A 26,386-nucleotide genomic window follows, 5' to 3' on the forward strand; every position below is an offset into this window, starting at 1 on the left:
GGTTGGGGGCAGAGTCGAAAGTCCGGGGCGACGACGCTCAGCGCGGGGTAGGCGGCCGCCCCGGCCCGGCGCGCTTGCCGCTCGACAACCGCACCTGCGTGATCGCGTGCCGGTCGATCGCGACGATCTCCGCGGTCCAACGGTCGATCGAGACCCGTTCACCGGCTTGGCTCGGCAGGTGCCCGAGCGCAGTGATCACCATGCCGGCCACAGTGGTGTAATCGCCCTTGGGCCGGTGTTCGAGCTCGACTCCCACATCGGGTAGGTCGTGCACCGGAAAGGTGCCCGGCAACAACAGCGCGCCGTCCTCGTCCCGGCGGGCCGCTTGGACATCCCGGTCGGTCTCGTCGTAGATCTCGCCGATCACCTCTTCGACCAGGTCCTCCAGGGTGACGATGCCGGCGACCGCGCCGTGCTCGTCGACGACCAACGCGAACTGCTGGCGATCGGCCTTGAACCGGCGCAACGCCTCGGCGGCGTGCAGCGAGTCCGGCAGCGGCACCACCGGTCGTAGCAGGTCGGTGAGCTGCCGGCGGTCGCTGGTGACCAGGTCCCGCAGGTTCACCACCCCGAGCGTTTCGTCCAGGTTGCCGTTGCGCACCACCGGGGCTCGGGAGTGGCCGGAGCCGGCCAACTGGCCGCACGCCTGTTTGATGCTGGTATCGGCATCGAGCGTGAACACTGAACGGCGGGGCACCAGCACCTGCCGCAGCCGCCGTTCGGTGATCTCGATCGCCCCGGCGATGATCAGGCGCTGCTCAGCGGTGAACCCCCGGTGCGCGGAGACCAGATCCCGGATCTCCGCCGGAGTCATCTCGTCCCGGTGTTTGCTGGGGTCGCCGCCGAAGAGCCGAACCGCGGCGTTGGTCGCCCGGCCGAGCAGCCAGACCGCCGGGGTGGCGATCGTGGAGACCACATACAGCGGCCGCGCCACCACCAGCGACCACCTCACCGCGTGCTGCATCGCGATCCGCTTCGGGGTGAGCTCACCGAAGACCAGCATGAGGAAGGTGAGCATGAGCGTGATCGTGAGCACCGCCGCTGGCTGCGCCGCAGGCCCGAGCGGCTCGTACGCCGGCAGGATCAGCTGTGCCAAGGTCACCGCGGCAGTAGCGGAGGCGAGAAACCCGGCGAGCGTGATCCCGATCTGGATGGTGGCGAGGAACCGGTTCGGGTCCCGCGCCAGTTTGGCCAGCACTTCCCCGCTGGTGGAAGCGCGCTCCAGCCGACGGAGCTGACCCTCCCGCAGCGAGATCAGCGCGATCTCGCTGCCGGCGAAGACGGCGTTCAGTGACAGCAGCACGACGAGGAGGATCACCTGCGGTAGGTAGTCACTCACGACTCACCTCCCCGCCACGCCCCCGCCCTGGGCATGGCTCCAGAACCACAATCCTCCACAGTGTGAACCTACCAGTTACGCCCGGCGCTGGCGCTACCCCGATCGCGCTCCGCAACCTTCCAATCACCCGACATCGCCGTACCCGGGTTGCCGGTTGGCCGGCGGTACGGTGGCCACATGGCCGCCTCGACCAACCCGGACCTGCTCGCGGCACAGGCGCGCGCGGCGCTGGACCGCGACGCCTATGACTACCTGGCCACCGGCGCCGGCCAGGAGGTCACGCTGACCGAGAATCTCGCCGGCTGGCGACTGCCACTGCGGCCTCGAGTGCTCCGCGATGTCAGCACTGTAGACACCGAAACCTCGCTGCTGGGTACGCCGGTCGCGGCACCGCTCGGGGTGGCGCCGCTCGGGTTCCAGCGATGGTTCCACCCGGACGGCGAGGTGGCCACCGCCAAGGGCGCCGCCGCCTCGTTGTTCGTGCTGTCGATGCGGGCGACCACCGGTTTCGATCAGCTCACCCCGGTGGCTGGCCCCTGGTGGTGCCAGGTGTACCGGCTCCAGGACCGGCAGCTCACCGTCGAGACGATCCGGCAAGCCGTCGCCGCTGGCGCCCGGGCGCTGGTGCTGACCGTGGACACCCCGTACGCCGGGGAGAAAGCCCGCCCCACGGAACCACCCGCCGGCCTGCCGGTGAACGCGCTGCTGCCCGGCCAGCCAGGCTGGGACGACCCCCGGTGCTGGGTCGCCGCCGACCTCAGCCTCGCCGACATCGGCTGGTTCCGGGAGATCTCCGGGCTACCGGTGGTGGTCAAGGGGGTGCTCCGGGGCGACGATGCCCGCGAGTGCCTGGCCGCTGGCGCGGCGGCGATCTGGGTCTCCAACCACGGCGGCCGGCAACTCGACGGTGCGGTCGCCACCGCCACCGCTCTGCCGGAGGTGGTCGCGGCCGTGGCCGACCGCGCCGAGGTCTACGTTGACGGCGGGGTCCGCTCGGGCCGGGACGTGGCCCGGGCGCTCGCGCTCGGGGCGCGGGCCGCCTTCCTCGGCCGGCCGGTGGCGTGGGCACTGGCGGCGGGTGGGGTGGCGGGAGTTCGCTCGCTGCTCGACGGGATCCACGCCGAACTGTGGGAGGCGATGGCGCTGCTCGGCTGCGCCACCGTCGACGAGCTGATACCGGACCTGGTCACGGGACTCGCTCAGTAGGCACCCCGCCTCCTATACCGGGAGGGGGTATAGTAGGCGCACGCCACCGGTTACCGATCCGCACCCCGGACCAGAAGGAGACTCCGCGATGATGTCGCACACCTACACCGTCAAGGGCATGACCTGCGACCACTGCGCTCGCTCGGTGACCGAGGAGGTCAGCAAGGTCGCCGGGGCCGTCGAGGTCACCGTCGACCTCAAGGCGGGTGAGGTGACGGTGACCAGCACCGGCCCGGTCGACGACCAGGCGGTGGCCGAGGCCGTCGAGGAGGCCGGGTACGAGGTCGTCACCGCCTGACCGGCAGGCGGCGACGGGTGCGGTCAGCCCCGCTTCATCAACCTGCCGACCGCGCCCATCATCTCGGTCGCCATCTCGTCGGCGCGGCCATCGGTCGCACCTTCGTGCATGCAGTGCCGCACGTGACCGTCGAGCAGGCCCAACGCCACCTTGTCGAGCGCCGCCTGGATCGCCGAGATCTGTGTGATCACGTCGATGCAGTAGCGATCCTCGTCGACCATGCGCTCGATGCCGCGTACCTGACCCTCGATCCGGCGCAGTCGAGCCTGCAACTGCTCCTTGGAGGCGGTGTAGCCACGGGTGGGCGGGGTGGGCGCGCTGGGCATGCCCCAAGGATAGCGGCCGCCGGACCGACTGCCCGCCGGTAGGCTGACGGTCAACCCCTACCCGGTAAGGGAGTCCAGCGGAGGCCCGACGTAGCTACCGGTGAGCCGGAACCGCAGGCCCGGCTCCTGGTACTCCTCCAGTGCGTGGGCGAGCCACCCGGCGGTCCGGCCGATAGCGAAGATCGCCTCCCCGGCGTCGGCGGGCATCTGCGCCACCTGTGCGAGCGCGGCGAGCGCAAACTCGATATTCGGCGGGCTCGGTGACCGTTCGCGAGCGGCGGCGACCAGACCGTCGATCCCGGCCCGAACCGCCGGCGCGGCCGGCAACTCGGGCAACCGCGCCAGCAACGCCGCCGCCCGGACGTCGCCGTCCGGATAGGCACGGTTGACGTGCGGGTCGAAGCCGGCGACCCGGCCGTCAGTGCGCAGCCGCTCGGAGAAGACCCCCACCGGATCGCCCGACTCGATCGCCTCGGCGAGGACCCGGTGGGCGTGGTTGGCCGCAGCGCCGTGCAACGGCCCGTCGAACGCGGCCAGCCCGGCCGCCACCACCGCGTACGGGTGGGCCCGGGTCGAGGCGGCCACCCGGGCGGCCACGGTCGAGGCGGCGAGGTCGTGGTCGGCGACGAGCACCAGCGCCGCGTTGAGCGCCTCCACCCCGGCGGGCACAGTGGGAGCGCCGGTCAGTCGGGGCCACAACCGGTCGGCGAGTCGGCCGGCCTGCGGTTCAGCGCCCCGCAGCGGCAACGCGTCGATCATGGTGGCGAGCATCGTCGAACCGGTGGCGACCACCGCCGCCGGGTCGGTTCGGAACCGCATCGGGTCGGCCGCCGAGGCCAGCGTGAGCAGCACCCTGATCCGGTCCGTCAGCCGGGTCGCGGTGGGCAGCGAGGCAGCCGCGGCGCGAGCCGGCTCGACCAGCTCAGCGGGTGCGGTGAACGAGCAGGCGGAGTCCAGCTGCCCGGTCCACAGCCAGTGCGCCACCGTCTCGAACGACTCGGCAGCGGCGAGCTCGACCGCGTCCCGGCCACGGTAGCCGAGCCGGCCCTGGTCGATCAGGGTCAGCGCGGTCCGCACCGCCGGCGCCGCCGCCATCGGCCGGCCGCCCCGGCGCCCGTTGCGGGCGGCGAGCAGCGCCACCTCCGCCGGGTCGAACCGGCTCCCCTTCCCGCCCGGTGCCCGGGCGCGGCTGAGCAGGCCGCGGCTGACGTACGCGTACACCGTCTCCGGCTTGACGCCGAGCTGGTCGGCGACCTGTGCCGTGGTCAACCCGGTCATGAAGGTCCTTACGTTGATTCGTCAACGTTGACGATACATGACAACCTGAGCAGGATGGGGCCGCAGAAGGGAGCGATCATGAGTCAGACAATCGAGGTGCCCCGCGGCCTGGCCGGCGTGGTGGTCACCGACACCGAGTTGAGCGATGTCCAAGGGGAAGCGGGCTTCTACCACTACCGGCAGTACTCCGCGGTAGACCTCGCCGAGCAGTGCAGCCTGGAGGAGGTCTGGGCGCTGCTGCTCGACGGCGAGCTGCCGAGCCCGGCGGCCCGCGACTCGTTCGCCGCTGAGGTGGCGCGGCTGCGCACGCTGCCGCCCGCGCTGCGACCACTACTGCCGGCGATCGCCACCACCGCCGGCCCACTCGACGGACTACGAACCGCCCTCTCGCTCGCGGGAGCGGCGCGGAACGCCCGGGCACTACGGGACCTGAACCCGGCGCAGCGCCGGATGGACGCGCTCTTCGCCGGTGCGGTGACCCCCACCATCGTGGCGGCGCTGCACCGGCTGCGCCACGGCCAACAGCCGATCGACCCCCACCCGGAGCTGCCGTACGCCGCGAACTACCTCTACCAGCTCACCGGCGTCGAGCCGGACCCGCGCCACGCCCGCGCCATCGAGCAGTACCTGATCTCGACGATCGAGCATGGATTCAACGCCTCCACCTTCACTGCCCGGGTCATCGCGGCCACCGGCGCCGACCTGTTCGCCTGCCTCTGCGGCGCGATCGGGGCGCTCTCCGGACCGCTGCACGGCGGCGCGCCCAGCCGGGCGTTGGAGACCCTGGAGGAGATCGGGACCCCGGACCGGATCGATGCCGAGATCCGGCGCCGGATCGCCACCGGCGAACGGATCATGGGCTTCGGCCACCCGGTCTACCGCACCGCCGACCCGCGGTCGGTGCTGCTCCGCAACCTCGCTACCGCCCTCGGGGGCGAGCTGGCGGAGTTCGCCATCACAGTGGAGGAAAGGGTGCTGGCGCTGCTCGCCGAGTTGAAGCCGGGCCGGCCACTACACACCAACGTGGAGTTCTACGCGGCGGTGGTGATGGACCAGTGCGGCCTGCCGCGTGACCTGTTCACCCCGACCTTCGCCTGCAGCCGGGTGATCGGTTGGGGCGCGCACATCCTGGAGCAGGCGCAGGATCCGAAGATCATCCGACCAGCCGCACGCTACACCGGTCCGCCGGCCCCGCAACCGGTGCCGACGATCGGGTAAACGGCTGGTTCCCGCTGGCTGAACCGCCCTCCGGTAGTCTCACCAGCCATGACCCACAGCGCCGCCCCGTCGTCGGATTCCGCTGCCGCCGAGTCGGTTCCCACCGAGTCCACTCCGGCGCCGGTGAGCCCGGCCCCGGCCATGATCCCCCCGGTCAGCGCCCCGCCGGCCACGGTCGACGCGCCGTGGCCGGCGCTGCTGCGGCTGCGCCCACGCCGGGTGATCGCCGCCGCCGCCACGCTCGTCATCACCGCCTGGGCGGTCTTCCTGGCGGTCGACATCGCCAACCTCGGCGGAGTCGGCGACCAGCTGCCGAAGCCGATGTGGACATACCTGTTCAACGACCACCTGGTCGAAGTAAGCCAGTGGTTCGTGTACGCGGTGCTCATCCTCGCCGCCGGATACCTGGCGGGGCGGCTCGCCGGCGGCCGGTACGCCGGCGCCGCCACCTTCTTCTTCCTGATCGGCCTCGGCCTCGGGTTCATGCTCGTCGAAGAGTCCGGCGACATCCGGCACGCGATCAGTGGCGCCGTCCGGCTCCACCTGGGAGAGACCGTCGCCGGCCTGCCGTACCAGGTCTTCTCAGACGTCCCCTACTTCGCGGCGCTGGCCGCGCTGCCGCTCTACGCGGTGCTGCGCCACGGCCGCCACGTGTGGCGGGTCCCGCCGATCCGGCCGTACCTGGTCACCTCGGTGACGTTGTACGCGTTCGCGTCGATCGGCTCCGGGCTTCGCCACCTCGGCGACCTCTACAGCACGCTCGGCGCCGGGATCGACCGGGTCTTCTTCGGCGGCCGCTTCCCGGCCGCGCCCGACCAGACCCAGGAACGCGCCCACTACTTCGTAGTGGACGGGCTGATCGAGGAGTCGGTGGAGCTGTTCGCGGTCTGCTGCATGTTCGCGGTGGTGCTGGCCTTCGCGGCGCACGTCCGCGCGCAGCGGCCGGCCGTACTGGCCGCAGCTGCGCCGGCCGCGCCGGCACCGACGCCGGCCGCCTCCCCACCCGCGCCGGTGTAGTGGCACTATTACTCATGTGACCAGTTCCGATTCCCGGCGGGAGCGGGCCGCGCTGTGCGACCTGCTGGCCCGACTCGGTCCCGACCAGCCCACGCTCTGCGCAGGCTGGCAGACCCAGGATCTCGCCGCCCACCTGCTGGTCCGGGAGCGGCGCCCGCTCGCCGCTGGCGGGTTCGCGTTCAGCCGGCTGGCGAGCTACGCCGACCGGGTCCAGGGCGAGATCGCCCGCCGCCCCTTTCCGGAGCTGGTCGACGAGCTGCGCCGACCACCTCGGTGGGCACCCACCCGCCTGGGCTGGGTCGACGGAGCGATCAACAGCATGGAGATGTTCATCCATCACGAAGATGTCCGACGCGCTCAACCGCAGTGGCAGCCCCGACCGCTACCGCAGAGCCTCGCCGACACCCTGTGGCGGCGGGTGCGGGCGATCGCACGGTTTCGGCTTCGGCGCTTCCCGGCGCCGGTGGTCGTCGTTTCGCAGGGCCACGGCGAGCTCCGCACCGGCCGGCCCGGTCCGGAGCCGGTCCAGCTCACCGGCGATCCCGGCGAGTTGGTGATCTTCCTCTCCGGACGGCAGACCCACAGCCAGGTCACCGTCGCCGGGCCAGCCCCGCTCACCGCCCGGATCACCAGCGCCAACCTCGGGCTATGACCCAGGTACGCTGCGGGGCATGCCGAGCGCCCGGACCCACTGGCGACGCGCGTTGCGGCGCGGCGCCGCAGCGATAGCCGCACCCGCCCTGCTCCTCACCGGCTGCACCGCCAGCGCGACGATGGTGGCCAAGCCGGTCGCGAACGCCAGCCCACTAGCCGAGTTCCTCGGCACGCCACCCCGCGACCAGCTGACCCTGCCCCAGCTCGACCAGGCCGAGCGCGACCGCCAGGATCTCGTCACGGAGCTGGTGGCCGAGTGCATGCTCGACGCCGGCTTCGAGTATGTCGCGGTGCCGATCAGCGAACGGATCGGCAGCGAACTGCTGGCCGCCTACGAGTTGCCGCCCCGGGAATTCGCCCACCGGTACGGGTACGGTGCGACCACCATCGACGTGGAGCCGTACCAGGACCCCAACACCGAACTCCGCGACCAGCTCCTGCCGGCCGAACAGACGGAGTACGACGAGGCGCTGTGGGGAGACCCGGCCGCGGGCGGGGGCTGTTACCTGCGCTCCTCCGGCCAGGTTTACGGCGACCCCGCCGACCGGGAAGCCGGCTGGACCGAGTTCGCCGACCTGACTGGAGAGATGAACCAGCTATATCAGGAGATCGACACCGACCCCCGGCTCGCTACGGCGCACGCCCAGTGGGCGGAGTGCATGGCCGACGCCGGCCACCCCGACCTGACCGAGCCACGCGACGCCCGGCAGTCGGTCTTCGACCGGTTGCCCGGCGGGGTGCCGCCGGCCGATCCGACGCTCGATCCGGGCCCCGTCGACTCTCCCGACCCGGACCGGCGGGCGGAGGTCCGCGAGTACGAGCTGGCGCTCGCCCCGGTCGACTACGAGTGCCAGCGCCGACATGTCCTCGGGGTTCGGCGCGCCGTAACGCTAGAGCTGGAGCAGTCCTTCATCGACCGCCACCAGGCGGAGTTGACCCGCTACCGGGATTGGCTCGGCGACGGCTGATAGACCGGTGATTTCGCCGATGCGGCGGCGGACCGAGGCTCGCGACGATGGTGGGCATCGATCCGCCGGGGCCCGCCACCAGGGAGGTGGCGACCCCGTTCCCGCAAGGAGGCGTCATGCCCCGATTCTCCGCTTCAGAGCTGGCGGACCGACCGCCGGACCTTACCCCGCAACGCCACCGTCGGCGCTGGCTCGCCCGCGCCGCCGCCACCATCGCCACCGCGGTGGCGCTCACCGTCGGCAGCACCGCGGTCGCCCCGAGCGCACTCGCCGACGAACAGTTTTGGCGGGGGCCGAACCCGACCGAGAGCGCCCTGGAGGCTCCCAGCGGCCCCTACACCACCAGCTCCACCCGGGTCTCCTCCCTGGTCAGTGGCTTCGGCGGCGGCCGGATCTACTACCCGGTGACCACCAGCGACGGCACCTTCGGCGCGATCGCGATCTCGCCCGGGTACACCGCCAGCTGGTCCACCATCGACTGGCTCGGACCGTTCCTGGCCTCGCACGGTTTCGTGGTGATCGGCATCAACACGAACTCCCGCTTCGACCAGCCCGGTTCGCGCTCCACCCAGCTGCTCAACGCCCTGGACTACCTCGTCGACCAGAGTTCCGAGCGGCATCGGGTAGACCCGGACCGGCTGGCGGTCTCCGGCCACTCGATGGGCGGCGGTGGCGCGGTCCAGGCCACCCGGACCCGCACCTCGCTGCTGGCCTCCGTGCCGCTCACCCCGTGGCACCTATCGTCGCTCTGGGGCGGGGTCCAAACTCCCACCATGGTGATCGGCGGTCAGCGGGACGCTGTCGCCCCGGTCCGCTCCCACTCGATCCCGATCTACGAGGCGATCCCCGGCTCCTCCCAGAAGGCGTACGCGGAGATGCGGGGCGAGGGCCACTACTTCCCGCTGTCCCGGGACGCGACAGTGGGCAAGCTGATCGTCTCCTGGTTGAAGCGGTTCGTCGACTTCGACACCCGATACGAGCAGTTCCTGTGCCCACCGCCAGCGACTGGGCTGTTCAGCGACTTCTCCGACTACCGGGACACCTGTCCGCACACGACCTAGCCCGCACATCTCCCCGGTGTCCGGGGTGCCGGCGATCGCCAGCGCCCCGGACACCGGGCGGTCACGCTCCGGGACGGCGTAACCGGCGATCGACAGCAATGATACTCGCGGGTAACAATAGCGATCGTGGACACCGCCCGCAGCCGCAGCGACCCGCCAGCCCTGACCGGCCGGCTACCCGGCCGCGCCGACCAGCAAGCGGCGATCGATGAGCTGCTAACCGCCGCCGCCGCCGGGCACGGCGCAGCGTTGCAGCTGGTAGGAGAGCCAGGCATCGGCAAGAGCGTGCTGCTCGGCCACGCCACCACCGCCGGCCGCCACGCCGGCTTCACCACCCTCACCACCGCCGGAGTGGCGGCCGAGGCGTCGCTGCCCTACGCCGCCCTGCACCGGCTGGTGCGGCCCCTGTGCCAACCGGCCCCGGCCCTGCCAGCCGCCCAGCTCACCGCCTTGTCTGAGCTGCTCGGCGGCGGTCCCGCCCCGCTCGGCACCGGGGAACTCGTCCGGTGCACCGCGCTGCTCACCCTGCTCGACACCGCTACCCGCGACCGACCCCTGCTGTGCTGCGTGGACGACCTCGACCGGCTCGACGCCGCCTCCCAGGATGTGCTCGGGCTGGTCGCCCGGCGGCTCGCCGGCACCCGGATCGCCCTGATCGCGACCGCCCCGAACCCGAGCCTCGCCGGGGTGCCGACCACCCGGCTACCCCCGCTGCCCGCCGCGGCGGGTCGGGCGCTGCTCGCCGACCAGACCCGCGGTGTCCGCCCGGCCGGTGCCCCGCTCCCCGAGCCGCTCGTCCGGCATCTGCTCCAGCTCGCCGGTGGTATCCCACAAGCACTCTGCGACCTCGCCGGCGCGCTCTCCCCCGCCCAACTCGCCGGCGACGCGCCGGGTCCGGCAAGCCTGCCGCCGGAGAGCCACCTGCGCCGCACCTACCAGCAGCGCGTCGGCCAACTGCCGGCCGACACCCAGTGGTTGCTGCTACTCATCGCCGCCGAGCGCCGGTTGCCCGTACGCTGCCTGGTCGCGGCAGCCGCCCGCTCTGGGGTGGACATCGCCGCCCTAGCCCCCGCCGAACGTGCTGGGCTGATCCAGACCAGCGGCGAGGTGGTGCGGTTCGTCCGACCGCTAGTGCGCACCCTGGTCGCCGAGGCGGCGCCGCTGCCGCAGCGGGGCAGCGCCCTGGTCTGCGTCGGCGAGGCGGCCGCGACCACCGGCGACCACCGCCGGGCCGCCAGCGCACTGGCCCGCGCCGCCAACCTCACCGGCCAGCCCGCCGAGGCCGCCCGCCGCCAGGTCCTCGCAGCCCGGTACGCGTGGCTCGGGGGCCACCCGGGCCGCGCCCGCCGGCTACTGCACCGCGCCCGATCCGGCGCCACCGGCAAGGTCGCCGCCGAACTACGACTCCTGCACAGCGAGATCGAGCTCCGCGCCGGGGAACCCGCCAACGCCCTCGCGACGCTCCTGCCAGCCGCGACGGTGCTCGCCGAGCACCGTCGCGACCTGGCGCTCCGCGCGCTGCTGTGGGCGGTGGAGGCGGCCTGGTTCACCGGCGCCCAGCAGCCCTACGCCGAGATCGCCGACCAACTCCGGGCGTTGCGCCCTACCGAGACCGGCGCGTCCGAGACCGGCGCGGTGGCCGAACAGCAGATGCTCGCCTACCTGGCGGGCTTCACCGAGACCTTCCAGGGCCGCCCGCAGGCCGCGGTCGGTGCGCTCCGGCAGGTGGTGAGCCTGGCCGAGCAGCTGCCCGAACCGGCGGGGTTGACCCTCGCCGCCTGGGCGGGCCTGCTGCTCGCCGACTACCCCACGGTGCAACGGCTCGCTACCCGGGCGGTGGCGACCGGCCAGGACCGCGGCGATGTCGCGGCGCTGCCGCTGGCGTTCGAACTGCTGGCGCGGGCACGCTTCGCCCTGGGCGACTTCGACGCTGCCGAGGTCGGCTGCCGCGACGGTCTCCGCGCCGCCCACGCCAGCGGTCAACCCGGCTACGCCGCCGACCATCTGGCGCTGCGCGCGGTCCTCGCCGCAGTGCGAGGCGACGCACCAGGGTGCCGTCACTGGCTCGGCCAGCTCGCGCTCCCGCGCGGCGCCGGACCCAGCAGCCGGCCGGCGGCCCTGGCCCAGTGGGCGCTGGCGGTGCTCGAGCTCGGCGCCGGTCAGCCGGGCGCGGCCGCGGACCGGCTAGCGGCGGTCGGCGACCCCGGGTCGGGTCGGGGCCAGGTCACGGTCCAGTTGATGGCCGCCCACTGGTTGGTCGAGGCGGCGGTAACCGGCGGCCGACAACGGCAGCGGGCGCGCAGCGTACTGGCGGTCTTCTCCCGCTGGGCCGGCGCCACCGTCGGCCACCTACCCTCGGCGCTCGCCGCCCGGTCCCGGGCGCTGATGGCGCCGCCGGGCAGCCCGGCCGCGGTCAGCCACTTCGCCGAGGCGCGCCGGCTGCACCAACTCGACGGCGGCGAGTTCGAGCAGGCGCGGTGCGAACTGCTCTACGGTCAGGCGCTGCGGCGGCTCCGGCGACCCCGGGAGGCGCGGGCGCATCTGCACCAGGCGTGGGAGATCTTCGCCCGGCTCTCCCTACCAAGCTGGGCGCAGCGGGCGGGGTCAGAGCTCCGGGCGGCGGGCGAGCCCGTCACCGTCCATAGTACAAACCATCCGGTCCCGGCGGCTGACGCGTTCGCCCACCCGGCCACCGACCCCGAGCCCGCGCTCACCGCTCAGCAGCGCCGGATCGCCGAATTGGTGGCTCGGGGCGCGACCAACCGGGAGGTCGCCGCCCAACTCTTCCTGAGCCCTCGTACGGTGGACCATCACCTGCGCAACATCTTCCACCGGCTGGGCATCAGGTCCCGAGTAGAGCTGGCCCGCCGGTTCGGCTAACTCACGATGATCATGGACCTAGGTACATGATCGGAGCCATTTTCGACCCCTAACCTCATGGTCAACTGAGGGCGGTCAGTACGGCGAGCGCCGGCCTCACGCGAAGTCGAGCGCCAGCCCGAGCAGGACGAAGAGGAAAGCCAGCAGGATCCCCACCGCGCCGCAGATCACCCCGGCGACCGCCATCCCGCGGTTGGTGGCTTCACCGTTCATGGCCTTGCGCACACCGATCACACCGAGCACGACACCCGCGATGGCTACCGGTAGGCCGAATAGCCCACAGCACACTCCGAACGGGATACCGAGAATGCCAAAGATCATGCCGAGCAGGCCGAAGGTGTTCTGCGGGCCACGCTGGTGGGGGTAGGGCGGCGCGGGCGGGTAACCGCCTGGTTGGCCGAACCCCGCTGGACCGTAACCCGGCGGCGGCCCCGGGGCTGGATAGGATGGTCCAACCTGGGCCGGTGGTGGATACCCGGTCGCCGGGAATCCCGCGGCCGGCGGGGTCATCGGTGCCGGCCCACCGGTCGGCGAGTAGCCGGAAGAAGAGGGCGCACCCTGGAACCCGCCGGAGGACGGCGAGAAACCCGGCGCACCTGGCGCGGCATCGGCGGAGACCGGCGCGGCCGTCGCAGCCGGCGGCCCAGACTGCGGCCCGGCTGGCGGCCCCGCCGACGCCGGCACCGACGCCCGGCCGGCGGCACCACCCGACGCCGCCTTCCTGGCTGCTCGGGCAAACGCCGCGGCCGACGACCACCGCTCCTCCGGCGAGACCGCCAACGCCTGCTCCACCACGTCCCGGACCTGCCCCGGAATCTCCGGCGGCAACGGCGGCGGCGGCCCTTCGGTGCGCTTCATCGCGATCTCGAAGGGATTCTCGCCGGGGAAGGGTCGGTCCCCGGTCAAGCACTCGTAGGCCACCACGCCCAGCGCATACACGTCGGACTGGGCGGTGGCGGGCTTGCCCAGCACCTGCTCCGGCGCCAAATAGGACATCGTGCCGATCAACGCCCCGGTGGCGGTCAACGGCGCCGAGGCCACGGTGCGGGCAATCCCGAAATCCGTCAGCACCACTCGGGTCCCGTCGGCAACCAGCAGATTGCCCGGCTTGACATCCCGGTGCACCACCCCGGTGTCGTGCGCGGACTGCAACGCATCGGCCGCTTGCGCGACCATCGACATCGCCTCGGCCGGTGCGAGGCGGCCGGTCCGATAGAGCCGCTGCGACAACGACTCGCCGTCGATGTACTCCATGACCAGAAAGGCCAGCTCGGGGTCGCTGTGATAGTCGTGGACGCCCACCACCCCGGAGTGCTTGATCCGGGCCATCGTGCGGGCCTCCACCAGGAACCGCTCCCGAAACTCGGGCAGCTCCAGCAGCTCCTGCCGCACGATCTTGACCGCGACGGTCCGGTCCAGGGCGGTATCGGTGCCCCGCCACACCTCTCCCATGGCACCGCCGCCGATCCGCTGATCCAACCGGTACCGTTGCCCGAGCACATCTCCCGGACCCGACATGGACCTCTCCCCCTACAGCTTCGGCACGGACCAGGTCACCGTAGCCGACCCTCGCTACCGGTGCGCACCGGCCGAGCCGGTGTAGCCCTCCGTCCACCCGGGTACCGATACGGGCATAACCGACCGTGACCACGCTGCCGGGCCAGCGCCGGGTGTGACCGCCTACCTCGGTGGGTGCGGATACTCAGGCCACCGCCGGCACCGATTCTTAGTCTGGGAACCGTGACCAGTATCCGAGAAGCCGCCGCACAGACTCCCTCGCGGCGAGAACGCCATATCGACCTGCTGCGCGCGGTCGCCATCGGCGCGGTGGTCACCGGCCACTGGCTGATGATCGCGGTCGAGTACGACGGCCAGGGTGAGCTGACCGGGTTCAGCGCGCTCGGTGAGCTGTCCTGGAGCCACCCGCTCACCTGGGTGTTCCAGGTGATGCCGGTCTTCTTCATGGTCGGTGGCTTCGCCAACGCAGCCTCGCTCACCGCCCACCGGCGACGCGGCGGCAGCGACGCGGGCTGGCTGCTTGACCGCAGCGCCCGGCTGGTGCGCCCCACCACCGTGCTGCTGGTGGTCGTGGCGGCACTGGCCGCCACGGCGAGGCTGCTGGGGGCCGACCCGGAACAGGTGGGGATGGCGACCTGGCTGGTCTCGATCCCGCTCTGGTTCCTCGTCGCGTACCTGGGCATGATCGTGCTGAGTCCGGTGATGTACTCGCTGCATCAACGGTTGGGGCTGCTGGTGCCGGTCTTGTTGCTGTTGCCGGTGCTGCTCGGCGACGTGCTCCGCTTCCAGCTCGGTGCGGAGGAGCCCGGCTACGGCAACTTCCTCTTCGCCTGGCTGGCGATCCACCAGATCGGCTTCGCCTGGCACGATGGTCAGCTACCCAACCGCCGGTCGGTGTCGCTGCCGCTGCTGCTCGGCGGCTTCACCACGCTGCTGCTGCTCACGACGGTCGGCCCGTATCCGGTCAGCATGGTGACGGTACCGGGCGAGCTGATGCAGAACTCGTCCCCGCCGACCCTGGCCATGGTGGCGCTGGCCGCCACCCAACTCGGCTTGATCCTGCTGTTGCGCAATCCGTCCGAGCGGTGGCTGCAACGACCCCGGGTCTGGACCGTGGTAGTCGCGGTCAATGCGGTAATCCTGACCGTGTTCCTCTGGCACATGAGCGCGGTGGTCTTCGCCTCTGTCGGGCTGCACGCCCTGGGTCTGTTACCGACCCCGCCGGTCGACAGCACCGCCTGGCTGTGGTGGCAGCTGCCGTGGCTGCTGATCCTGGCGCTGGTGCTAGCCGGGCTGGTGCTGGCCTTCGGCCGGGTGGAGGCGCGGGCGATGCCTAGCGCCAAGGCGGCCGAGTCCGGCCCGCCCCGGCTGCTCCCGACACCGGTGGCGGACGCGGTCGCCGGCACGCCCGGTCGGCTACTGGTGATCACCGTCGTCGGGTATGCGGCGACGCTGGGTGGCCTGCTCGGGATCGCGATGGCGGAGCTGGGCGACTACGACGGGTTCTTCGGCCTCCCGACCGGGGCGTTGCTGGGTTACCTGGCCGGCGCCGGGGTGCTGCGGCTGGCCCGCGGCTGTTGGCAGTCCCGGTTGGCCGCCGCCAGCAAACCGAGTCGCGAGTCGCAGCCCGTCTGACCGTCCCGTCCCGTCCTGTCCCGTCGGGTCTCGTCTCCGATCACCCCGCGCTTCGCCTCGGTGATCAACTTCCCTGGAGCTGTACGGCACGCGGCGTGTCGTACAGCTCCAGGGAAGTTGATCACGAACGGCCTACGTTTCGGCGGCTCGCCAGGACCGCCCGGATCTCCTGGCGGACCGACTCGGTCTCGGTGACGAGCCGCCGATGGCTGAACCGCACCACCAGGATGCCGAGGGTCGCGAGCAACGCATCCCGACGCAGGTCGCGTTCCCGCGCTCGCCGGTCGCCATGGTGCGCGGCACCGTCGAGCTCGAAGTCGACCTGCTCCGCCTCAGCAAATACGTCCAGATAGATGCTCCGACGACCAACCGGCAGCCGCACCTGTCGACGGAACCGCGGCATGCCTGGACCCGTGAAGACGTGCTGGTGTCCCCAGATCTCCAATGGGCTCAGACAGCCGGCGGCCAGCAGGGAGACCAATTCCGCGTACTCGGTGCGGCCCGGCAACCGCACCCTGCTCGCCAACCCCGCTTGCAGCCGGTCCGGAGTGGTAAGCCGGTCGGCCACCGCGTTGATCAGGGGGCCGCGTCGCTCGCCGACCGGGAGCACCGCCCAAGCGTCCACCAGCGAACGGTCGAGCGGCGTCACCAGGTGTTGGTCGCGCTCCAGCACATGCGGAGGCTGTGCCCGGAAGTCGCCACGGCGATGCACCTCGACTCCCGGGAACCCAACGATCGCAGGTTGCGATCGCAACCGCACCGACGGCGGCACGGTCACGTGCACCGGCTCGGTGGACACCGGCTCGTGCAGCCCCCACACCGCGAGCGCACTGGTGTGGCTCAGCGCTCCTCGCTGGTCGAGCCACGCCAACGCCGCCCGGAGGTTCAGGCGCGGTTCGGCCGGCGCACGGCCATCGCGCGCCCGCCCCTCCCCCGCCCGACGACTCTGGGCCCGCCCGTCGGGACCTCGCCCGTCGAGATAGACCCCCGGCAAGACTCGGCGCAGCTCACCGAGCCGGTTGGCGTGGTCGAGCACCCACCCCGGCACCACCTCGCTAGCCTGTGCCCGGGTCAGCACCCCGCCGCTGCGAGCCAGCAACATGTCCAACTCTGGATTCACGGGTCGAGGATGGCGAGCTCAGTCACCGATTCGCCACCCCCTGACGATCAACATGTGGATAGCGACCCGACTGTGGAAAACTGCCCACCGGGCCTGCGGGTGGACAGAGCGATCAGGCCCCAGCTAACCCGCCAAGGTCAACTTCCCTGGAGCTGTACGACACGCTGCGTGTCGTACAGCTCCAGGGAAGTTGATCACGGGCGAGGGGCAGGGCGGTCGGGGGTGGGGTGGTCGGGGGCGGGACGGTCGGGGGCGGGGCGGTCGACCAGTCTGAGTAGCAGCGCTGTCACACCTACTGCCGCCACCATGCCCAGCGCCAGGAAGGCGGTGGCCGACCAGGTCGCCGGTGCCGGCAGCGCCACCACCGCCAAGCCCACCGGGGTGGCGACCGCGAGCACCGCGCCGGCCCGGACCGCGTACTGGCGGAACACCGCCCTCGGGATGACCGTCTCGGGTCGCAGCTGCGCCGCCACCGCCGCCGCACTGTGGTGCAGGTAGAGCAGCACCGCCACCGGGGCCACCAGCAGCAAGGGGTTGCCCACCCCATCGGAGAGCTGGAGCGCCACCAGTCCGACCGAGACCAGCGACAGCAACAGTGGCCACCGTCCACCCGGGCGGGCGGCGGCCACCAGCGCGAGCCCCGCCGCGAGCGGCAGCGCCGCCCCGAGCCGGCTGGGCGGTGCGGCGAACAGCACCGTGAGCGCACCGGTGAGGCCCACCAGCGACCGCATGGCCAGGCCCGCCCGAGTGGTTCGACCTGCCCAGGCCCGGAGCTGGGCCGCGTAGTGGAGCATCCGTTCCAGCAGCGGATGGCGCAGGCCGGATCGACGGTTCATCGCGCCATCACCCGCGCGGTGGTGGCGAGCCGGGCCACATGCCGCAGCATCAGGTCGAGGCTGCCGGCCCCCTGCCAGGGTTCGACCGGCACTCCGGCGGCCCGGAGCCGGCCGATGGTGTTTGCCCGCTCTACCTGCCAGAGTCGGGTCGCGACCGAGGTCCACGCTCCCTCGACCGGCGGGCGTACCTGCTCCGGCAGCGTGTCCACGGTGACCAGGGAACGGCCGGTGCGGGTCAGCGTCGCGAGCAGCTGGGCACTCTGCAGGTCCAGCAACGGCGTCAGCACGATCACCAGTGCGGTGGGCGGTTTGAGGCCGCTGCTCAGCAGCCGGGTGTTGGGGGCGAAGCCGGTCGGGGTGCGGTCGGTCGCCACCAACCACTCCAGCGCGGACAGGTACTGCCGGCGCCCGGTGCCGGCGCGCAGCCGGCGCAGCCGCTGACCGTACTCGACCAGCGCCACCCGGTCGCCCTGGTGGGCGAAGTGTTCGGTGATCGCCGCAGCGGCGCGAACCGTCCGGTCGAGCACGCTGTCGCCGCCGCCGAGACCGCCCGGCACTCCGGCCTCTAGCCGGACATCCAGCAGCAGCAACACTTCGGCGTCGCGTTCGGCGAAGGTGGTGTTGACATGCGGCTGACCGGTGCGCTGGGTGACCCGCCAGTTCAACCGGCGCAGCCGGTCACCGGGTTGAAAGAGTCGGACGTCGGCCAGCTCCCCGCCCTCGCCGGGGCGTCGGGAACGGTGCTGGCCGACGATGCCACCGGCGCGCGGCATGGCCTGCTCGGCGTCGAAGCTCTCGGCCGCCGGGTACACCGCCAGCGGCAGCGCCGGCAGCGGCTCGCCGTCGGCTACGAGCAACCCGTCACAGGCGACGGTCCGCGCGACCGCGGGCCCCAGCCGGTACCTCCCCCACCGCCGCGCGGTGCCCTGCAACAGCAGGCCGGTGGTGGTGCCGGCGGGGAGGGCGGCGGCGTAGTACCCGACCCCGTGCCGGGGGGTGATCCACGGCGGCAGCTGCGCATGCACCACACACAGCAGCGGGTACGGGGTGTCGTTGTCGACCCGGACCCGGCCGACCACCGGGCCGCCCTCGACGCTGGTGGGCTCGTCGAGTAGCAGCTTCGCGGCCGGCGGCTGCCCGGGGCGGCGACGCAGCGCCAGGGCGGTCCCCACCGCCACCGGCACCGCCAACAGCACCAGCTCCCGGGTGCCCAGTAACGCCGCCGTGAGCAGCGTCAACGCCACGACCAGGGTGGCCCGGTAGAGCGCCCGGGTGGGCCGCCAGCCGGCGCCGGCGACGGGTGTGCTCACCGGCCGACTCCCTGGTGGTAGCGGTGCACCGGATCGTCGGGGTCGGGCCGGCTCGCCGGCACGGGGGCACCACCGCCCGTTTCGGTGCCCTGGTAAACCGGGAGGGAGTCCGAGGCGGGGACCGCCACCTGGTCGCAGATCTCGGCGACCACCTCGGCCGGGTCGAGCTGCCGCAGCCACATCTCCGGCCGGAGCGTGATCCGGTGCGCCAACGCGGCTGGTGCGACGTGCTTGACGTCCTCTGGGGTGACGTAGCCGCGGCCGGCCATCGCTGCCCGGGCCCGGGCGACCAGCAGCAGCGCCAGCGAACCGCGGGGCGAGGCACCGACCTGGACGCTGCGGTGTTCGCGGGTCGCGGCGACCAGGTCCACAAGGTACGCGCAGACCGAATCCTCCACCGCCACATCCTCCATCGCCAGCTGTGCCCGGCGCAGGGTGGTGAGGTCGATGACTGGTTCCAGTATGGCTTGTTCGCGGCGGCGGGCCATCCGGCGTTGCAGCACTGCCCGCTCCTCCACCCGCTCGGGGTACCCGAAGGAGACCCGCAGCAGGAACCGGTCCAGCTGCGCCTCGGGCAGCGGATAGGTGCCTTCGTACTCGATCGGGTTGGCGGTCGCGAGCACGTGGAACGGCGCCGGCAGCGGGTAGGTCCGCCCTTCGACGCTGACCTGCTGCTCCTGCATCGCCTCCAGCAGCGCCGACTGGGTCTTCGGCGGCGTCCGGTTGATCTCGTCGGCGAGCAGCAGGTTGGTGAAGACCGGCCCGGCCCGAAACTCGAACTCACGCTCTCGCTGGTCAAAGTAGAACGCGCCGGTGACGTCGGCGGGCAACAAGTCAGGAGTGAACTGCAGCCGCCGGAACTCCATGCCCAGGCTCTGTGCGAAGCATCGGGCGGTCAGCGTCTTGGCCAGCCCGGGATAGTCTTCAAGCAGAACGTGCCCGCCGGCGAGCACCCCGGCGAGGATCAGCTCCAGCGGCTCACGCTTGCCGACGATCACGGTGCCGACCTGGTCCAGCACCGCCCGGGCGTGACGCGACACCTCGGGCAGCGGCAGCGGTTCGTCGCTCATGTCAGATCTCCTCTATCCGCGTGGTGAGCCGGCTCAGCTCGGCAGGGCTCGGGGTGGCGGTGGCGGGTGGGGCGGCGAGGAAGTCGGCGAGGTCGGCGCCGAGCACCTCCCGGGCCCGGGCCGGGTCGCGGCTAAGGCTGACGCCGTGTCGCTGCCACAGCCGCTGCCCGACCAGGGTGACCAACCGCGGGTGGACGACCCGCGCATACCACGCCGGGTCGCCGTGGGTGGTGGCCAGCCGCCACTCCCAGCGTTCCATTTGCCGGTACGGCCGCTGCTGCGTCTCCGGTTCCGCCAGCGACACCGGGCGCAGCGGTTCGGCCGGGTCGCCCCGGGCGCCCAGCAGCGCGAACAGCACGAGCAGGGCGGTGCAGCTCAGCCAGAGTTGCCAGTACGGCGCGTGCAGGCCGCCGACGGCCAGCGCCAGGTAGATGAAGGCGCTGGCGAGCAGGCCGAGCCCGGCGGCGCCGGCGGCCCGACGGGCGAGTCGTCCGGTCACCGCATCCGCTCCGCGGGTTGGCCGGCACCGAGCTGACCGGTGCCGAGCTGGTCGGCACCGAGCTGGCCGGCGATGTCGGCGAGCGCGGCGCGGGCGCGGGTCACCAGCTCCGCCCGAACCGCGTCGGGGGCGTAGCGGGCTGACCGGTAGGCGTCCGCGAGCTCGGCCAGGGTCTCGTCGCTGACCTGGTGCGCCGCGAGCAACCGGGCCACCAGGTCGGCGGGGGTGTCGGCGGCGTACCGGGGGGTGCCGGCCTCGGCGGCGACCCGCTCAAGTCGCAGCCAGCAGGCGATGACCACCCGGCGCGGGTCGCCGCCGGCGTCGAGGTCAGCCAGGCCGGCGGTGACCGCGTCTCGGACGGCTTCGGCCCGCAACGCCCCGTCGGGCTGGCTGGCAGCGCGGTGGTGGACCGGCCGGCGCACGATCCGTTCGGTGAGTAGGTAACGCACCAGCAGGAAGAGCACGGTGCCCACGGCGGTGGTGACCACCAGCAGCCCGAACAGCGTCACCGGCCAGGTGAGCCAGCCTGGGAAATCGGTGCTGACGAACTCTTCGGTCGACCGGACCGGCACGCCGGTCGGCTCACCCTGCCCGTCGTCGGGCGACTCGACCAGGGCTGGCTCTTCTTCCGGTGGCGGGGCCAGCCCACCGGTGAGCCCGGGGCCGGCCGCGGCGACACCGGCCAGGCCGAGGCCCACGGCGACCAGCAGGATCGGCAGCAGCCGCCGCAACCTGTCGACCATCGCACTCCCCGGCACCCGACGCTGTGTGACCTCCACCATAGCCGCCGTAACCGCGGGTGCCCCGCCCCCGCATGGGCGGGGGCGGGGCACTGTTACTGAGTCGCGACAGCAGCTCAGCCGTTGGGGAACAGCAGGGCGTAGTCGGCGAAGGCCATCGCCACGTCCATCTGCGCCCAGCTCCGGTGGTACTCGAAGGTCGGCACCGGGGCGTTGTCCGGGTCCTGGGCGTAGGCCAGCACCTGGTCGATGTTCGGGTCGTCGGCGTAGAACGACCGCAGGTCGTAGAAGGTCACGCCGGGCTCGACCAGCTCGCCGTTGCCCATCTGACCGCTGAACCCGGACGGGATGAACGGCCCGTCCTCGAAGCCCGGCGGGTCATTGTGAACATCCAGGAACCGCTCGTAGTCCGGCCGCTCCTCGGTCACCGTGACACCGAGGTCGCCCATGTTGGCGTAGAGCGCCTCGATCAGCCCGAGCGCGGTCTCCTGGGCGTCGGTGTCCCCGGTCGCCGCGGCGTACCACAGCAGGGTCCGGGCGTACGCGGCGGTGACGCCGACGTCCTGGTTGTGCGCGACCACCTCGACGTTCAGGTTCGGGTTCTGGTGGCCCAGCGGGTCGGACGGGTCCCAGGTGGTGGGTGCGCCGCTCCACGCCATCTCCGCCGGCACCGCGTACTCGCCGTCGGCGCCGATGGTGGTCTCGCTGATCGCCCACGGCGCCCACCGCTCCAGCACCTGCTCGGCGCGCTCGTCGCCGGTCAGGTAGAGGTACTCGGCGAGCCGCTGCAGCGACCACACCTGCATACCGAACCAGCCGTTGCTGCCCGGGTCCTTGTAGACGGGGTGCTCGTCGTAGAACATCCCGTAGAAGGTGGGCGTACCCGCCGGCGGGGTGCCATAGTGGCCACCCCAGCTGTTGGTGGCGCCACCGGCGATGCCGCCCTCGGAGGACTGCAGCCACAGGTAGAACTCGATGGTGCGCTCCAGGCTGTTCTCCCAGTCCGACACGAAGGTCGGCGAGGAGGTCTGCAGCGCCGGTTCGGTCACCATCGCGTACGCCGACATCGGGTTCTGGTATCCGAAGTGGTTGTGGCTGGAGCCGATCCGCCAGGACCAGTCGTTACTCGGGTACGAACCGCCCCAGGAGTAGTACCAGGAGAGCAGGTAGTGTGCCGAATCCCGGCCGCTGCCCGCCGGGCACTCCGTGGCGCCGACGCAGTTGCCGATCTCCTTGAAGTACTTGTCGAACAGCGAGTACCGCAGGTAGTCGCCCATCTTGGCGGCGTCGTCAATAGTGCCGGAGACCTGCGACTCGTTGCCCTGCTCCCGGGCCCAGGTCAAGGCCCAGTATGCAGACTGGATGGCGCGCGCGTCGGCGTCCGGGGCGTTGGTGTAGCGCCACTGCTCGGCGCCGCCCTCCGGGTCGTCGATGAAGAGCGGCAGGAAGCCGTTCGAGCCACCGAAGTCGAAGGTCTCACACGACGGGTGCGGGACCGTCTCCCAGACCGACTCCTGCTCACCACGCTGGAAGGTGTTGATGTACGACGGTGAGGTGGTGCCGTCGCCGCAGTGGCCGTACCCATAGGCGTTGTCCACGTCGAGCAGCCAGTGCATGCCATAGATCTCACCGGTGCCGTGGGTGGACTGCAGCTCCGAACGCAGCGGGTCGTCGCCGACCGGGACGGTGTCGTCTAGCACGCTGGGGTACATGCTGGGTTGCGGGTGCTCGGCGGCGTAGATGGCGTCACCGGCCGCGCCCGCGCTGGGCTGGTCGTCGCTGCCCGGGATGATGTAGGTCTCCATGGTCTGCCAGGCCGCGTTGAACGGCTGCCAGTCCTCAGTGAGCTTTCCGTAGTAGGCCTCCATCCACAGCCAGAAGCTGAACGCCTCCGAGGTGGTGACGTGGCCGTAGTCGGGCGCCTCCACGATCAGCGTCTCGATCGAGTGGTACGGAATCCCGTGCGAGCTGAAGTAGCCGGAGTTCTTGACCTTGTCGTACTGCTCCAGGAACCGGTCCACCCACACCTCGTCGTCGCCACCGCTGGTCAGCGAGTTGACGGTGACGGTCGCGGCGATGTGGCCGGTGGCGTTGCTGGTGAACTCGGCGCTGCTGCCGCCGGTGCCCTCGGCCGCGGCGACCACCACCGACTGCGGCTGGTCCCAGTCGGCGCTGGTGAAGGTCAGCTGCGCGCCCTCCTCGAGGGTGAACCCGGTCCCGCCCGAGCTCTGCTCGGTGGTCACGGTGACCGTGCCGGCCGGCTCGTGGGAGAGGCTCACCTCATAGCCGCCGCTGCCACCCTCGGTGAAGTTGACCGTGTTGAGGCTGGTCACCACAGTCGGCTCAGCGCTGGCGTCGACCACCACTGTGACCTCGTCGGTGGCGGCCTGGTCCTGGTCGTCGACGGCGCGGGCCCCGAGCACGTAGCTGCCGGCCGGCAGGCCCTCGTGCGTGAAGCTGTACGGGGCGCTGGTGTCGCTGCCGGCGAGGTTGCCGTTGATGTAGAACTCGACCCGGTCGACGCTGCCTTCGTCGCTGCTGGCGGTCGCCTCGACGGTGACGTCCGCCGGGGCGGTGAAGGAAGCTCCGTCGGCCGGGCTACTGATCGACACCTCCGGGGGAGCCGTCTGCTGCTCACCGGTGCACTCCACGCCGTTCAGGAAGAACGTGGTGGGGGGCGGGTTGGAGCCGCTGTAGCTGCCGTTGAAGCCGAGCGTCACCGAACCGTTGGCGGGGATGTTCGCGTTCCACGATTCGTTGGTAGCGGTGACTTCGGAGCCAGACTGCGACCAGACCGCGGTCCAGCCGTTGGTGATCTGCTGGTTGCCGGGGAAGCTGAACGTGAGCGTCCAGCCGTTGATCGCACTGCCATGGTTGTTGATCGTGACGTCGGCGCCGAAGCCGCCGCCACCGTCCCACGCATTGGTGTAGTCGACCGTGCAGGCGCTCTGCGCATGCGCCGGGGTCGCCGGCGCGGCCGCCAGCCCGGCGGCCAACAGCGCTCCGGCCGCGAGCACCGCGGTCCAACGCCGTCTTGAACGGATCATCTTGAGGCTCTCCTCGCGAGATGTGAGTGGACGCGGCGCCGCCGAGTCAGCGGCGGCCGGCCGCGGAGACCAGTGCGTGGCTGGTGTGGCTCCCGTCACGCGAGTGATGACCATCATGATTCTGCCATGGGAGCGCTTCCATGGCAACCTCGATTACCACCGATTCGTTACCGGATGGTGAGACGAGGATTTCGATCACGTTAGGACCTTCCCTTGGCGGCGCACAGCCGCTACAGTCCCGAGTAAGTCGATGGGAGCGCTTCCATCGACGGGAGTAGCGACCGGCGGCGGGCCTCGCCCGGACACCGCCGCCAGTCGCACCACCCCTAGGGAGGTGATACCACCACCACTCGCGTGGCCATGGCTCCCGCGCGATTTATGCGCCACAGCGGACATCAGTCCGACTGCGGTGCGGTACCACCGTGGGGGCGGGGTCGCCCTCCCCGCCCCCACGACACACATCCAGCCGGCGACCGGCAGGGTTTTCAGCCCGAGGGGCGTTCAACCCGATGGGCCTTTCAACCCGACCTCACCGCCGATGGTTGCGACATGGGCGCCTTGGGAGCGCTCCCAAGCATTTTACCACGTCACCAGGCATAACGGCCCTCCCGTGAACGGCCCAACGGATCTCGTCAACCGGCGGACTCCTACCTCCTTACCGGCCCGACCCCACAGCCGGTGGTCTAGGGTCCGAGATCGTGGACCTACCGCCGCTCACCGCCCCCCGCCGCCAGATCGGCGGCCACGACTTCGACTTCGCCCGGCAGGTGGCGATCATGGCGATCGTCAATCGCACCCCAGACTCCTTCTACGACCAGGGGCGCACCTTCGCACTGCCGGCGGCGGTAGCGGCGGCGAAACAAGCAGCCGAAGCCGGCGCCGACTGGGTCGACATCGGCGGCCAGCCATTCGCACCCGGCGAGGAGCTCAGCGTCGCCGACGAGATCGCCCGGGTGTTGCCGGTGATCGAAGCGACCCGGGCCGCTACCCCGGTGGTCATCTCGGTCGAGACCTACCGCCCCGAGGTGGCCCGCGCCGCCATCACCGCCGGGGCGGGCATCATCAACGACACCAGCGGGCTGCACGACCCGACCCTCGCCGAGGTCGTCGCCGACAGCGACGCCACCCTGGTGATCACGCACAGCCTCGCCCGGCCCCGCACCCCGTACCCCAAGCCGCAGTACCGCGACGTCGCAGTAGACGTCGCCGACCTGCTGCGGCAGCGGGTGGATACCGCGCTGCGACACGGTGTCCCCCCAGCCCGGATCATCGTCGACCCCGGACATGACCTGAACAAGAACACCTACCACTCGCTGGAGTTGACCCGCCGTCTGCCGGAGATCACCGCGCTCGGGTTCCCGACCCTGGCGGCGGTGTCGAACAAGGACTTCATCGGCGAGACCCTGGCCGCCCCACCCGGCCAACGGCGCGAGGGGACGCTGGCGGCGGTGGTCGCCTGCGTCATGCTCGGCGCCCGCATCGTCCGGGTCCACGAGGTCGCCCCCGCCGTGGCGGCGGTCCGAATGACCGAGGCGATCCTCGGGCTACGGCCGCCCGCGACGGCCCGGCACAACCTGGAGTAGGCCACGGCGCCGGTGCCGAACCGGTGACACACCGCGAGGGTGATCCACAATTTGTGGATAACGTTGTGGACATCCTGTGACCGGCTGGGGACAACCCTCCGATCGGGAGGACGCACTGCCCTACCGGCGGAGCCACAGTGGGCCAACCGCAGCGGGCACCACCGCGACTACCGTTCGTCCATGTACCCGGTGATGATCGATGGCCCCCGAGTCTGGCTACGCGAATTCGACGACGGCGATCTCGACGCCACGATGGCGATCGTCGGCGACCCCGAGGTGACAAAGACCCTCAGCTTCGAGACCCCGACCAGCGAAGAGCAGGCCGCGGTGCTGGCGACCCACCTTGACAAGGCCCGCAGCAAACCCCGGGTCGAGTATTACCTCGCCGCGGTCGAGCAGGGCACCGGCGAACTCATCGGCATGGTCCGGCTGACCCTCGCCTGGCCCCGCGCCGGCGACCTCGGCTACATCGTGCGGCGGGATCGATGGGGCCTGGGCTACGCCACCGAGATCGCGACCGCGATGCTGGACTTCGGCTATGGCCGGCTGCGACTGCACCGGGTGCAGGCCAGCTGCGAACCGGACAATCCCTCCTCCGAGCGGGTGCTGCGCAAGCTCGGCTTCAGCTTCGAGGGCCGGCTACGGGACCACACCGTGCGTGGCGGATCTTTCCACGACTCCCTGCAATATTCACTGCTGGCGCCGGAGTGGCGGCAACCACGCCCCGAGGCGCCGCCCTCGCCACCCGACGAGTCCAACCAGGCCACTGTGGCAGGATAAGCC

General features: G+C 71.5%; 22 protein-coding genes. 11 read left to right on the plus strand and 11 right to left on the minus strand.

What is annotated here, in order from left to right:
• Positions 1-37: 37 nt before the first annotated feature.
• Complete coding sequence (locus JQS43_RS15620) at positions 38-1,339, minus strand: hemolysin family protein (RefSeq protein ID WP_239675124.1); 1,302 nt, start codon at positions 1,337-1,339, stop codon at positions 38-40.
• A gap of 177 nt (positions 1,340-1,516) precedes the next feature.
• Here JQS43_RS15620 and JQS43_RS15625 point away from each other — a divergent pair, with 177 nt between their 5' ends.
• The gene (locus JQS43_RS15625) at positions 1,517-2,545 is read left to right on the plus strand and encodes an alpha-hydroxy acid oxidase (protein ID WP_239675125.1); all 1,029 of its coding nucleotides are present in this window, start codon (positions 1,517-1,519) and stop codon (positions 2,543-2,545) included.
• Positions 2,546-2,633: 88 nt separating this feature from the next.
• The gene (locus tag JQS43_RS15630; protein ID WP_239675126.1) at positions 2,634-2,843 is read left to right on the plus strand and encodes a heavy-metal-associated domain-containing protein; all 210 of its coding nucleotides are present in this window, start codon (positions 2,634-2,636) and stop codon (positions 2,841-2,843) included.
• A gap of 23 nt (positions 2,844-2,866) precedes the next feature.
• Here JQS43_RS15630 and JQS43_RS15635 read toward each other — a convergent pair whose 3' ends face one another.
• On the minus strand, positions 2,867-3,169 hold the full coding sequence (locus JQS43_RS15635; protein WP_239675127.1) for a metal-sensitive transcriptional regulator: 303 nt from the start codon (positions 3,167-3,169) through the stop codon (positions 2,867-2,869).
• Positions 3,170-3,226: 57 nt separating this feature from the next.
• Positions 3,227-4,447 carry a citrate synthase gene (locus JQS43_RS15640; protein WP_239675128.1) on the minus strand — a complete coding sequence of 407 codons (1,221 nt, stop codon included), beginning with the start codon at positions 4,445-4,447 and terminating at the stop codon, positions 3,227-3,229.
• Between the two features lie 78 nt (positions 4,448-4,525).
• Between JQS43_RS15640 and JQS43_RS15645 the strand changes: the two genes are divergently transcribed.
• The 6 genes from JQS43_RS15645 (at position 4,526) to JQS43_RS15670 (ending at position 12,245) form a co-directional block, all read left to right on the plus strand.
• Positions 4,526-5,665 (plus strand): citrate synthase, encoded by a 1,140-nt coding sequence (locus JQS43_RS15645; protein ID WP_239675129.1) that lies wholly within the window; start codon positions 4,526-4,528, stop codon positions 5,663-5,665.
• A gap of 48 nt (positions 5,666-5,713) precedes the next feature.
• Positions 5,714-6,682 (plus strand): hypothetical protein, encoded by a 969-nt coding sequence (locus JQS43_RS15650; protein ID WP_239675130.1) that lies wholly within the window; start codon positions 5,714-5,716, stop codon positions 6,680-6,682.
• Positions 6,683-6,698: 16 nt separating this feature from the next.
• Positions 6,699-7,334 carry a TIGR03085 family metal-binding protein gene (locus JQS43_RS15655; RefSeq protein ID WP_239675131.1) on the plus strand — a complete coding sequence of 212 codons (636 nt, stop codon included), beginning with the start codon at positions 6,699-6,701 and terminating at the stop codon, positions 7,332-7,334.
• Positions 7,335-7,353: 19 nt separating this feature from the next.
• Complete coding sequence (locus JQS43_RS15660) at positions 7,354-8,304, plus strand: hypothetical protein (RefSeq protein ID WP_239675132.1); 951 nt, start codon at positions 7,354-7,356, stop codon at positions 8,302-8,304.
• A gap of 116 nt (positions 8,305-8,420) precedes the next feature.
• Positions 8,421-9,365, plus strand: coding sequence for an alpha/beta hydrolase family protein (locus JQS43_RS15665; RefSeq protein ID WP_239675133.1), 945 nt, complete (start codon positions 8,421-8,423; stop codon positions 9,363-9,365).
• 126 nt (positions 9,366-9,491) lie between these two features.
• Positions 9,492-12,245, plus strand: coding sequence for an AAA family ATPase (locus JQS43_RS15670; protein ID WP_239675134.1), 2,754 nt, complete (start codon positions 9,492-9,494; stop codon positions 12,243-12,245).
• Positions 12,246-12,341: 96 nt separating this feature from the next.
• On the opposite strand, the gene JQS43_RS15675 is transcribed toward JQS43_RS15670, so the two are convergent.
• Complete coding sequence (locus JQS43_RS15675) at positions 12,342-13,763, minus strand: serine/threonine-protein kinase (protein WP_239675135.1); 1,422 nt, start codon at positions 13,761-13,763, stop codon at positions 12,342-12,344.
• A 222-nt stretch (positions 13,764-13,985) separates the two neighbouring features.
• Here JQS43_RS15675 and JQS43_RS15680 point away from each other — a divergent pair, with 222 nt between their 5' ends.
• Complete coding sequence (locus JQS43_RS15680) at positions 13,986-15,398, plus strand: acyltransferase family protein (protein ID WP_239675136.1); 1,413 nt, start codon at positions 13,986-13,988, stop codon at positions 15,396-15,398.
• A 121-nt stretch (positions 15,399-15,519) separates the two neighbouring features.
• On the opposite strand, the gene JQS43_RS15685 is transcribed toward JQS43_RS15680, so the two are convergent.
• From JQS43_RS15685 to JQS43_RS15715, 7 genes are all read right to left on the minus strand, one after another.
• Complete coding sequence (locus JQS43_RS15685) at positions 15,520-16,518, minus strand: DUF559 domain-containing protein (RefSeq protein WP_239675137.1); 999 nt, start codon at positions 16,516-16,518, stop codon at positions 15,520-15,522.
• A 194-nt stretch (positions 16,519-16,712) separates the two neighbouring features.
• Complete coding sequence (locus JQS43_RS15690; protein WP_239675138.1) at positions 16,713-17,354, minus strand: hypothetical protein; 642 nt, start codon at positions 17,352-17,354, stop codon at positions 16,713-16,715.
• Positions 17,351-18,664 carry a DUF58 domain-containing protein gene (locus tag JQS43_RS15695; protein WP_239675139.1) on the minus strand — a complete coding sequence of 438 codons (1,314 nt, stop codon included), beginning with the start codon at positions 18,662-18,664 and terminating at the stop codon, positions 17,351-17,353. The genes JQS43_RS15690 and JQS43_RS15695 overlap by 4 nt, the downstream gene beginning before the upstream one ends.
• Positions 18,661-19,734: an AAA family ATPase gene (locus JQS43_RS15700; protein WP_239675140.1), complete on the minus strand. Its 1,074-nt coding sequence runs from the start codon at positions 19,732-19,734 to the stop codon at positions 18,661-18,663. The genes JQS43_RS15695 and JQS43_RS15700 overlap by 4 nt, the downstream gene beginning before the upstream one ends.
• A gap of 1 nt (position 19,735) precedes the next feature.
• Complete coding sequence (locus JQS43_RS15705) at positions 19,736-20,233, minus strand: hypothetical protein (protein ID WP_239675141.1); 498 nt, start codon at positions 20,231-20,233, stop codon at positions 19,736-19,738.
• Positions 20,230-20,976 carry a DUF4129 domain-containing protein gene (locus JQS43_RS15710; RefSeq protein WP_239675142.1) on the minus strand — a complete coding sequence of 249 codons (747 nt, stop codon included), beginning with the start codon at positions 20,974-20,976 and terminating at the stop codon, positions 20,230-20,232. The genes JQS43_RS15705 and JQS43_RS15710 overlap by 4 nt, the downstream gene beginning before the upstream one ends.
• A 113-nt stretch (positions 20,977-21,089) precedes the next feature.
• The gene (locus tag JQS43_RS15715; protein ID WP_239675143.1) at positions 21,090-24,020 is read right to left on the minus strand and encodes a glycoside hydrolase family 48 protein; all 2,931 of its coding nucleotides are present in this window, start codon (positions 24,018-24,020) and stop codon (positions 21,090-21,092) included.
• A gap of 698 nt (positions 24,021-24,718) precedes the next feature.
• On the opposite strand from JQS43_RS15715, the gene folP reads away from it, so the two are divergent.
• A complete protein-coding gene (gene folP, locus JQS43_RS15720; protein ID WP_239675144.1) occupies positions 24,719-25,603 on the plus strand; it encodes a dihydropteroate synthase in 885 nt (294 codons plus the stop codon).
• 180 nt (positions 25,604-25,783) lie between these two features.
• Complete coding sequence (locus JQS43_RS15725; protein ID WP_239675145.1) at positions 25,784-26,383, plus strand: GNAT family N-acetyltransferase; 600 nt, start codon at positions 25,784-25,786, stop codon at positions 26,381-26,383.
• Positions 26,384-26,386 lie beyond the last annotated feature (3 nt).

Origin of the sequence: Natronosporangium hydrolyticum, assembly GCF_016925615.1 — a bacterium.
Classification (GTDB): domain Bacteria; phylum Actinomycetota; class Actinomycetes; order Mycobacteriales; family Micromonosporaceae; genus Natronosporangium; species Natronosporangium hydrolyticum.